Raw genomic sequence first — 9,062 nt, forward strand, 5'->3', positions numbered from 1 at the left:
GCCATGACTACTTTCACACGTCGTACCGCATTGATCGCCGGTGGACTGCTCGTTGCCGGCGCCAACAACCTTCCCGCGTTCGCGGCGCCGTACCAGGTGCTGGTGTTCAGTAAGACGGCCGGTTTCCGGCACGACTCGATCCCGGCCGGCATCCAGGCGATCCGCGATCTTGGGGCCGCGAACGGGTTCACCGTGACTGCGAGCGAGGACAGCAATGTGTTCACCGCGGCGTCGCTCGCGGCGTACAAGGCGGTGGTGTTCCTGAGCACGACCGGGGATGTTCTGAACGCCACGCAGCAGGCGGCCTTCGAGTCGTACATCAACGGCGGCGGCGGGTACGTCGGTGTGCATGCGGCCGCGGACACGGAGTACGACTGGCCGTACTACGGGCAACTGTGCGGGGCGTGGTTCCACAGTCACCCTGCGATCCAGCAGGTGACCGCACGCGTCGAGGACCGCACGCATCAGTCGACGGCCCATCTGGGTGCGACGTGGGTGCGCACCGACGAGCTGTACAACTACCGCACCAACCCGCGGCCGAACGTGAAGGTGCTGATCAACCTCGACGAATCGACCTACAGCGGCGGGAACATGGGTGATCACCCGATCGCCTGGTACCACGCCCAGGGCTCCGGCCGCTCGTTCTACACCGGCTTCGGGCACACGATCGCGTCGTACACGGAGCCCGCGTTCCGTCAGCACCTGCTGGGCGGCATCCAGTACGCCGCTGGTGCCACGTCGACGCCGCCGGTGATCCCGATTGAGGGTGAGGCGTTCACGTCGCAGTCAGGCGTTCAGGTGGCCGCGCACAACGGCGCCAGTGGCGGCCGGACACTCGGCTACATCGACAACGGCGACTGGGCCGGGTACTCACAGGTCAACACCGCCGGCAAGACCAGCTTCAGCGCGCGCATCTCCTCGGGTGGTGCCGGTGGCACAATCCGGATCCGCTCCGGCTCGGCAACCGGACCGGTACTCGGCACAGTCGCCGTACCGGTCACTGGCGGCTGGGAGAACTTCCAAACCATCTCAACCACCCTCACCCCCGGCACCGGCCCCCTCTTCCTCACCTTCACCGGCGGATCCGGAGCCCTCTTCGACATCGACACCTTCACGCTCAGTTAGCCGCTAACGTCCGAAGGATCGGAGGGCGTGGTCTCCGATCCTTCGGACATTGTTTAGGGTGCTCGGCATGGCCGATGAGCAGACGACCGCCGACAGCACCGACAAGCCTGCCACCGAGGAGAAGAAGCCGGCGCCGCCGGTGGACGACCTGGTGGCGACCAAGCACACGCTGACCATCGGCGGGCGTGAGCTGAAGTACACCGCGACCACCGGGCGGATCGTCCTGCGGGAGGAGGTGCTCACCGACGGCAAGTCCGAGGGGTACAAGCCGAAGGCGGAGGTGTTTCTGACCGCGTACACGCTGGATGACGCCGAGGCCGCTGACCGGCCGGTGACGTTCGCGTTCAACGGTGGTCCCGGGTCGTCGAGCATCTGGCTGCACCTCGGGCTGCTGGGACCGCGCCGCGTCGTCTCCGGTGACGCCGGTGCGGTGGCAGCGCCGCCGTACGAGCTCGTGGACAACGATGAGAGCCTGCTCCTGCACAGCGACCTGGTCTTCATCGACCCGGTGTCGACCGGGTTCTCGCGGGCGGTCGAGGGTGAGAAGCCGGGCGAGTACCACGGCTTCACGCGCGACCTGGAGTCCGTGGGTGAGGTGATCCGGCTGTGGACCTCGCGGAACGGGCGGTGGATCTCGCCGAAGTTCCTCGCCGGTGAGTCGTACGGGACGACGCGCGCGGCCGGGCTGTCCGCGCACCTGCAGACGCGCTACGGGATGTACCTGAACGGCGTGATGCTGATCTCGTCAGTGCTCGAGTTCGGCACTCTCGACTTCTCCCCCGGCAATGATCTGCCGTACACACTGTTCCTCCCGACGTACGCCGCCATTGCGCACTATCACGGGCTGATCCCGGACCGAACGCTCGAGGAGGTTCTCGCCGACGCCGAGCGGTTCGCGGCCGGGCGCTACCCGAATGCGCTTGCCCAGGGCAACCGCATCCCGGACGACTACCGCGCCGAGGTGGTAACGCGGCTGGCCGCGCTGACCGGGTTGAGCGAGGACTACATCGACCGCGTCGATCTGCGGATCGAGCACCAGCGCTTCTACACCGAGCTGCTGCGATCCCAACGCCGTACGGTCGGTCGGTTGGACGGCCGGTTCACCGGATGGGAGGTCGACTACGCCATCGACGCGACTCCGAACGACCCGTCGTTCGCCGCGATCATCGGTCCGTACTCGGCCGCACTGAACCACTACGTGCGCTCAGAGCTCGGCTACGAGAACGACCTGCCGTACGAGACGCTCAGCTGGGAAGCCGCGAAGAACTGGTCCTACAAGGAGTTCGAGGGCCAGCAGATCACCGTCGCCGACAAACTCGCCGAAGCACTCCGCACGAACCCGCACCTCAAGGTCCACGTCGCCTCCGGCCACTACGACGGTGCCACGCCCTACTTCGCCACCGAACACACGCTCGCGCGCCTGAAGATCCCCCGCGAGCTCATTGGCAACATCGAGGTCAAGTACTACCCGGCCGGCCACATGATGTACGTCCACGACGAGTCCCGCATCCAGCAGTCGGCCGACCTAGCGGCCTTTATCGACGATTCTTCGAACCGCTGACGAGTGCGAGGACCCCGCTGGTCAGCAGCGTGGCCCAGATGTAGGCGTTGGTGAGGATCTGCTCCAAGAACGAGCGTTGGTCGGCAGGTTCGCCGGTGGTGAGTTCCCAGAACATGCCCCCGACGAGCCTGCCGATGCCGAACAACGCGATGCGGGCGATCCACCACGCCCACCACCGCTTGCCTTCACCCTCGTACATCGTGTTGAAGTCGAACAGCCCTCGCAGCACGCGCGAAACCGTCAGCGCGCTCGCCTGTTCCCCACCCTCGCTCATCAGCGCAGTGTGACAGGCGAGGGGTTCTTCTACGGGTAGATGCGGAAGCCGGAGAAGGTCCGGTGATGTTCGTACGACGCGTAGAAGTCCTCGGCAGTGTCGGTGACGAGGTCGATACGCTGCGCACCGGTGAGCGGGTGGGCGTAGTCGATCAGCGCACGGCCAACGCCCTTGCGGCGATAGTTCACGTGCGTTGCCATCATCGATAGGTACGACGCGATGTGCCCGTCGCTGAGCAGATACGCGAAACCGATCACCAGCTCACCGTCCAGCGCGACCACACTCGTCACGCCCGGCGCGGTCAGTGTCGCGTGCGCGCGGTCGAGGTCCGCGCCGAAACTCGGCCAGCCCTCGGCTTCGCACAACGCGACGATGCCGTCGAGATGCGTGCGCTGGTACTGCTGGATGTTCACGGCAGGGTGAGGATCTCGGCGCCGGTGTCGGTGACGACCAGCGTGTGCTCGAACTGCGCGGTGCGGGACTTGTCCTTGGTGGTGGCGGTCCAGCCGTCGTCCCACAGGTCGTAGTCGTACGTCCCGAGCGTCAGCATCGGCTCGATGGTGAACGTCATCCCGGGCTCGATGACGTCGTCGAAACGCTCGTCGTCGTAGTGCGGGATGATCAGGCCGGAGTGGAACGACGTCGCGATGCCGTGACCGGTGAAGTCGCGGACCACGCCGTACCCGAAGCGTTTCGCGTAGGACTCGATCACGCGGCCGATGATGCTGACCTGGCGACCGGGCTTGACCGCCTTGATCCCGCGCATCAGCGCTTCGTGCGTGCGCTCGACCAGCAGGCGGCTCTCCTCGTCGACATCACCGACCAGGAACGTCGCGTTGGTGTCACCGTGCACGCCGTCGAGGAACGCGGTGATGTCGACGTTCAGGATGTCGCCGTCCTCGAGCGGGCGGTCGTCCGGGATGCCGTGACAGATCACCTCGTTGACCGAGGTGCACAACGACTTCGGATAACCGCGATAACCCAAGGTCGACGGATAAGCGCCGCGCTCAACCAAATAGTCGTGGCCGACCGCATCGAGTTCGTCGGTCGTCACACCCGGCTTCGCAGCCGCACCGACCGCCTGCAGCGCCTGCGCGGCGAGTTTGCTCGCGACGCGCATCTTGTCCACCAGCTCCGGCGCGGTCACGTACGAACCCTCGTACGGCGTCGGGGCCGGCTTGTCGACGTATTCGGGGCGCGGAATGGCGGCAGGAACTTCGCGACGCGGCGAGATGGTGCCGGGAGTGAGGATCGACATGGTGGGAACATCTTAGTGAGTAACGCCAAGACTCCCGGGAGGTGGTCATGCCGAAGAGCGACGATCACGAGAACGAGTGGTACTACAACACCAAGACCGGCGAGGTCGAGCCGTACCAGGGCGCCAAGTCCGGCGACCGGCTCGGTCCCTACAGTTCACCGGAAGAAGCGGCCCGGGCGCTGGAAATTGCCCAGGAACGCAACGAAGCCTGGGAGAAGCAGAACAAGGACTGGGAAGACGACTGAATCCAGGTGCGTGAACACACCGAAGGGCACCGCCGTGACGGCGGTGCCCTTCGGGTTTTCGGGTACGGAATCAGCGGGCAGTGGCCTTCCGGGCCGGTGCCTTCCGTGCGGGTGCCTTACGGGCCGGGGCCTTGCGGGCCGGGGCCTTCTTGGCGACCGTCTTCTTGGCCGGAGCCTTCTTCGCCGCGACCTTCCGCGCCGGAGCCTTCTTGGCAACGGCCTTCTTCGCGGGGGCCTTCTTGGCGGCGACCTTCTTGGCCGGGGCCTTCTTCGCCACCTTCTTGGCGACGGTCTTCTTGGCGGCGACCTTCTTCGCCGGAGCCTTCTTGGCCACCGTCTTCTTCGCGGCGACCTTCTTGGCCGGAGCCTTCTTCGCCACGGTCTTCTTGGCAGTGGCCTTCTTCGCCACCGTCTTCTTCGCGGCGACCTTCTTGGCCGGAGCCTTCTTCGCGACAGTCTTCTTGGCGGTGGCCTTCTTCGCCGGGGCCTTCTTCGCCACCGTCTTCTTGGCGGCGGTCTTCTTTGCCGCACTCACCTTCTTGGCGACTGTCTTCTTCGCTGCAACCTTCCGCGCGGTCGTCGTCTTCGCGGCGGTGGTCTTCTTCGCGACAGTCTTCTTGGCGGGAGAAGCCTTTTTGGCTGTCGCCTTCCCTGCGGCTGCCTTCTTGGCTGGCACTTCTGCCTCCTTGTGCGGCTGAGGAAAACCACGGTGGATTCCTCGTCGTCAACGATGATGACAACACTTGGTGGCTTCGTAAAGCACCCGAAACACCTTCGGGTCAAGGCGACGCACGGCCGCGACTGCGAAGAATTTCCGAAAAGCGTTGTGCAGAAGGGTTTCTGCGACACCTGCTGTACGCCGAAGGGCTTCCAGAATTTCTTCACGACACGCGCGCAAAAGTCGTGTCGAACGGCCGTTTGGCGCAGTGTTGTCGTTGGCAACGGAGTTGAGAGGGAGTGTCGAAGCGATGCGTGTAGTGAGTCTCGTGCCGTCGTTGACGGAGTCGATCGCAGTCACGCACGCACACCTTCTCGTCGGTGCAACGGACTGGTGCACACACCCTGCAGAGCTCGAGGTGACACGTGTTCGCGGCACGAAAAATCCTGACCTCGAACGGATCCAAGAGCTCGCACCAGACCTCGTGATCGCGAACGCCGAAGAGAATCGCGCGGTCGATGTCGACGCGTTGCGCGCACTCGGCATCGACGTGTGGATGACATCACCGACGACAGTCGACGAAGCACTCGATCAACTCGACGAACTACTCGTCGCGATCACCGCCGACGTACCGCAGTGGTTGCGCGATGCGCGAGCAGTGTGGAGTACGCCGTACTCCGGTTCTCGTCGTCGCGCCGTCGTACCGATCTGGCGGCGACCGTGGATGGCATTGGGACGGGACACGTTCGCCGGTGATGTGCTCAGTCGCATCGGCGTCGACAACGTGTTCGCGGAATCGGGCGAACGCTATCCGCGGTTCGACCCCGAAACATTGCCGCCGTACGACGTCGCGGTGTTACCGGACGAGCCTTATGCGTTTGCACCCGATGACGGGCCGGAGGCATTTCAGCAGCCCGCGAAGTGCGTCTCGGGCCGGCATCTGACCTGGTACGGACCGTCACTCGTCGAGGCGCGCAGCGTGCTCAGCGGACAACTAGCGTGACGTGCGACACGATCCCTGCCGTCTCAACTAGACAGTTAGGTTTGCCTCACCTACGCTCGGCCCGTGCCGGAGATGACCGCGAAGAAAAAATGCTGCAAGGACAAGCCGAGGTGTAAGAAGTGCCCGGTGGTCCTGAAGCGGCTGGCTGATGCCGGCTGCGCGGAGCGGCTCGACCGGGTGCACTACAAGGTCGACAAGAAGGTCCCGAAGAAGGTCCTGAAGGAAGCCCGCTCCCGCTGACGGTCGGTTTACGAGGCGCGCCGCAGGGTGATCGCATCCGCCGCCTGCCGGAGTAATCCGGGGATCGTGACGTGGGCGGCCTGGCCGGTCGCCTCGAGGTCGTCACCCCACCACCAGCCGTGCGCGCTGATCGTCTGCAGTTCCAGCTCCTCCTGGTTCGCGAACGTGACGTCGACGGTGTCGACGGCGACCGCGAAGAACGTCTGCTGCTGAATCATCCGGGCACCGCCCCACTCGAACTCGATCGTGTTCGACGCGACCGGCGTACCGAGGGCGTCGGCGGGCAGCACGATGCCGACCTCCTCGCGCAACTCGCGGCAGGCGGCATCCGCGATCGACTCGCCGGCCTCGACGCCACCGCCGATCGTGAACCAATAGGGAACGTGGGGTTTCAGCGGATCCCAGCCGTGCAGCAACAGGACTTTGCCGTCCGGACGCACCGGCAGCACACGAGCCGTCGTCCGGCGGACGACGGTACCTGGAGGTGGCAACCGAGATTCACTCACACCACAAAACGCTAGACGACTTCCGGCACCTCGTGCCGCGCAATGCGGCGAGTCTCACGAGTTGTTGCCGTCGACATCTAGGATCGAAGGCATGACAGCGCGTATCGGTCTAGGCCTCGCAGCACTCGGCCGGCCGGGGTACATCAACCTCGGTCACGACGAGGATCTGCCCGCCGGAAGGGCGGTTGAAGATCTTCGGCAGCGCACTCACGAACTGCTCGAACTGGCCTGGCGATCGGGTGTTCGCTACTTCGATGCCGCGCGTTCGTACGGGCTTGCCGAAGAGTTCCTCGGCGAGTGGCTGACTCCGGAACGTCGTGCCCAGCTGACCGTGGGTTCGAAGTGGGGCTACACGTACGTCGCGGGCTGGCAGCACGACGCCGAGACGCACGAGGTGAAGGATCACGCGCTCGCGACGTTCGAGCGGCAATGGCCGGAGACCTTGCAGGCATTGGGTGGCGCACCGGATTTCTATCTCGTGCACAGCCTGACGACGGACAGCCCGGCGCTCGACGACGAGAAGTTGCTGAACCGGTTACGCGAGCTTGCGGACACCGGCGTACGGATCGGCTTGTCGACGAGCGGACCGCATCAGGCCGCCGCGTTGCGTAAGGCACTCGAGCTTGATGGACCGTTCACAGCGGTCCAGTCCACCTGGAACGTCTTGGAGACCTCGGTCGGCGGCGCGCTGGCGGAGGCGCACGACGCCGGTTGGTTCGTGGTGGTGAAGGAGGCGGTCGCCAACGGGCGGCTGACCGCGAAGGCGGGCGAGACGCCGTTCAATGTGTCCGCTCGCAAACAGGGCATCGCTCCGGATTCGCTCGCGATCGGTGCGGCGGCCGCGCAACCGTGGGCCGACGTCGTGCTCAGTGGCGCAACGACCGCCGAGCAGCTTGAGAGCAATGTGGCATTCCGTCTCGACGGGCCGCTGACCGAGTTTGTCCAGCAACCTGAGGAGTACTGGACCGAGCGTTCAGCACTCCCCTGGATCTAGCCATGGCACGCAGGGGGTTGCGCAAGATGCGCACCGGGCTCGTGATCCTGGTGCTGCTAGTCGTGGTCGGCGGCGGTGGGTACGTCGGTTGGGTGCTCGTCCAGCGATCCGAAGCGGTGTCGCTGCCCGCACCCACCGGCAAGCTGCAGGTGGGACGGCAGACCTTCGAGTGGACCGACAAGGCCCGCAAGGACCCGTACGTCGCCGGGCCGCGGCGGCTGGCTGTGTGGGCCTGGTACCCGGTGGCGAAGGGCATGAGCGGACGCAAGGCGGCGTACGCGCCCGGGCAATGGAGCGGCCTGCGGGAGAAGGCGCCGTTCTCGATCCTGCAAAGCCCCTTCGACAGCGTGCGGGACCCTGCGCTGGATCATGCCGAGGTTGCGCCGGGCCGCTTCCCGGTCGTGGTTCTGCTGCCCGGCGAGGGGCTGTCCGCGCCGATGTACGCGACACTCGCCGAGAACCTCGCGAGCCACGGATATCTGGTCGCGGGCGTCACACCGACGTACAGCGCGAAGCTCACTGTCCTCGGTGGGCAGACGATCGAGAGCATGCCGGCCGCCGTACCGCCGAAGCCTGAGGACAACTCACCGGGTGGATTGCAGACCGGCGATCATCTCGTCGGCACCTGGGCGGCCGACGCGCGGTTCGCAGCGGCGGAGGTGGCGAAGGAGTTCCCGGACAGCGTGGACCCGGACTTCGGTCCGTCGTACGTCGGGCATTCGTTCGGCGGCGCGGCCGCGTTGGAAGCCTGCCGGACCGACGCGCGCTGCGCGGCCGCAGTCGACGTGGACGGCCGGCAATTCGGTGAGGTGCTGAAGAAGGGTGTCCAGGCACCGATCATGCTGCTCGGTGCCGACGACTCGTGCATGACCAGCATCTGCGGTCCGGACGCCAAGTCCGACACGGACCGAGCTCGCGCCTTATCGTTGCTCAAGGCAAGCACCAACACCTCGTGGTGCGCGACCGTCCCCGGTACCCGGCACCTCAACTTCACCGACTACGGCACCTACTACCTGGCACTACCCCTCCGAAAACGCCTAGCGCTAGGCACCGTCGATCCCCGCCACGCCCTCACCGTCCAGAACGGCTACCTCACCACCTTCCTCGCCCACGCCCTCCGCAACACCCCCGCGCCCGGCGCCCCGGCCTGCGCGTCCTAGAGGATCTCCCCTCCCCTCCCCTCCCCTCACCCCCTCAC

The 9,062-nt window shown here is 65.7% G+C and carries 13 protein-coding genes; 7 read left to right on the forward strand and 6 right to left on the reverse strand.

Features of this window, described 5'->3' with window-relative positions; translation table 11 throughout:
• Positions 1–3 precede the first annotated feature (3 nt).
• Positions 4–1,125 carry a ThuA domain-containing protein gene (locus ABD231_RS19740; RefSeq protein WP_344153731.1) on the forward strand — a complete coding sequence of 374 codons (1,122 nt, stop codon included), beginning with the start codon at positions 4–6 and terminating at the stop codon, positions 1,123–1,125.
• A gap of 67 nt (positions 1,126–1,192) precedes the next feature.
• Positions 1,193–2,686, forward strand: a complete 1,494-nt coding sequence (locus ABD231_RS19745; protein ID WP_344153733.1) for a S10 family peptidase — start codon at positions 1,193–1,195, stop codon at positions 2,684–2,686.
• Here ABD231_RS19745 and ABD231_RS19750 read toward each other — a convergent pair.
• The 3 genes from ABD231_RS19750 to map are packed head-to-tail and all read right to left on the reverse strand — an operon-like array spanning position 2,661 to position 4,218.
• Entirely contained in the window at positions 2,661–2,960 is a 300-nt protein-coding gene (locus tag ABD231_RS19750) for a hypothetical protein (protein ID WP_344153736.1), read from the reverse strand. The genes ABD231_RS19745 and ABD231_RS19750 overlap by 26 nt on opposite strands.
• 29 nt (positions 2,961–2,989) lie before the next feature.
• Entirely contained in the window at positions 2,990–3,373 is a 384-nt protein-coding gene (locus tag ABD231_RS19755) for a GNAT family N-acetyltransferase (RefSeq protein WP_344153739.1), read from the reverse strand.
• Positions 3,370–4,218 carry a type I methionyl aminopeptidase gene (map, locus tag ABD231_RS19760; RefSeq protein WP_344153742.1) on the reverse strand — a complete coding sequence of 283 codons (849 nt, stop codon included), beginning with the start codon at positions 4,216–4,218 and terminating at the stop codon, positions 3,370–3,372. Before map ends, ABD231_RS19755 begins: the two co-directional genes overlap by 4 nt.
• A gap of 47 nt (positions 4,219–4,265) precedes the next feature.
• Between map and ABD231_RS19765 the strand changes: the two genes are divergently transcribed.
• Positions 4,266–4,463 carry a hypothetical protein gene (locus tag ABD231_RS19765; RefSeq protein WP_344153745.1) on the forward strand — a complete coding sequence of 66 codons (198 nt, stop codon included), beginning with the start codon at positions 4,266–4,268 and terminating at the stop codon, positions 4,461–4,463.
• Between the two features lie 70 nt (positions 4,464–4,533).
• On the opposite strand, the gene ABD231_RS19770 is transcribed toward ABD231_RS19765, so the two are convergent.
• Both ABD231_RS19770 and ABD231_RS19775 read right to left on the reverse strand, forming a co-directional pair.
• Positions 4,534–5,139, reverse strand: coding sequence for a histone H1-like repetitive region-containing protein (locus ABD231_RS19770; RefSeq protein WP_344153748.1), 606 nt, complete (start codon positions 5,137–5,139; stop codon positions 4,534–4,536).
• A 48-nt stretch (positions 5,140–5,187) separates the two neighbouring features.
• Positions 5,188–5,481, reverse strand: coding sequence for a hypothetical protein (locus ABD231_RS19775; protein ID WP_344153760.1), 294 nt, complete (start codon positions 5,479–5,481; stop codon positions 5,188–5,190).
• Here ABD231_RS19775 and ABD231_RS19780 point away from each other — a divergent pair.
• Both ABD231_RS19780 and ABD231_RS19785 read left to right on the forward strand, forming a co-directional pair.
• A complete protein-coding gene (locus ABD231_RS19780) occupies positions 5,432–6,124 on the forward strand; it encodes a helical backbone metal receptor (RefSeq protein WP_344153750.1) in 693 nt (230 codons plus the stop codon). The genes ABD231_RS19775 and ABD231_RS19780 overlap by 50 nt on opposite strands.
• Positions 6,125–6,187: 63 nt before the next feature.
• Positions 6,188–6,364 (forward strand): hypothetical protein, encoded by a 177-nt coding sequence (locus ABD231_RS19785; RefSeq protein ID WP_165952739.1) that lies wholly within the window; start codon positions 6,188–6,190, stop codon positions 6,362–6,364.
• Between the two features lie 8 nt (positions 6,365–6,372).
• Here the strand turns inward: ABD231_RS19785 and ABD231_RS19790 are convergent, their stop codons facing one another.
• The gene (locus tag ABD231_RS19790) at positions 6,373–6,870 is read right to left on the reverse strand and encodes an NUDIX hydrolase (RefSeq protein ID WP_344153752.1); all 498 of its coding nucleotides are present in this window, start codon (positions 6,868–6,870) and stop codon (positions 6,373–6,375) included.
• A gap of 91 nt (positions 6,871–6,961) precedes the next feature.
• Between ABD231_RS19790 and ABD231_RS19795 the strand changes: the two genes are divergently transcribed.
• Both ABD231_RS19795 and ABD231_RS19800 read left to right on the forward strand, forming a co-directional pair.
• Positions 6,962–7,864, forward strand: coding sequence for an aldo/keto reductase (locus ABD231_RS19795; protein ID WP_344153754.1), 903 nt, complete (start codon positions 6,962–6,964; stop codon positions 7,862–7,864).
• 2 nt (positions 7,865–7,866) lie between these two features.
• Complete coding sequence (locus ABD231_RS19800) at positions 7,867–9,024, forward strand: alpha/beta hydrolase (protein ID WP_344153756.1); 1,158 nt, start codon at positions 7,867–7,869, stop codon at positions 9,022–9,024.
• The last annotated feature ends 38 nt before the right edge of the window (positions 9,025–9,062 follow it).

It is taken from the genome of Kribbella yunnanensis, assembly GCF_039529655.1.
Lineage (GTDB): Bacteria > Actinomycetota > Actinomycetes > Propionibacteriales > Kribbellaceae > Kribbella > Kribbella yunnanensis.

Excerpts from the sequence above, each read along its gene's own strand:
- ABD231_RS19740 (WP_344153731.1), top strand. The coding sequence starts at position 4 with ATGACTACTTTCACACGTCGTACCGCATTGATCGCCGGTGGACTGCTC.
- ABD231_RS19745 (WP_344153733.1), top strand. The coding sequence starts at position 1,193 with ATGGCCGATGAGCAGACGACCGCCGACAGCACCGACAAGCCTGCCACC.
- ABD231_RS19750 (WP_344153736.1), bottom strand. The coding sequence starts at position 2,960 with ATGAGCGAGGGTGGGGAACAGGCGAGCGCGCTGACGGTTTCGCGCGTG.
- map (WP_344153742.1), bottom strand. The coding sequence starts at position 4,218 with ATGTCGATCCTCACTCCCGGCACCATCTCGCCGCGTCGCGAAGTTCCT.
- ABD231_RS19765 (WP_344153745.1), top strand. The coding sequence starts at position 4,266 with ATGCCGAAGAGCGACGATCACGAGAACGAGTGGTACTACAACACCAAG.
- ABD231_RS19780 (WP_344153750.1), top strand. The coding sequence starts at position 5,432 with ATGCGTGTAGTGAGTCTCGTGCCGTCGTTGACGGAGTCGATCGCAGTC.
- ABD231_RS19795 (WP_344153754.1), top strand. The coding sequence starts at position 6,962 with ATGACAGCGCGTATCGGTCTAGGCCTCGCAGCACTCGGCCGGCCGGGG.
- ABD231_RS19800 (WP_344153756.1), top strand. The coding sequence starts at position 7,867 with ATGGCACGCAGGGGGTTGCGCAAGATGCGCACCGGGCTCGTGATCCTG.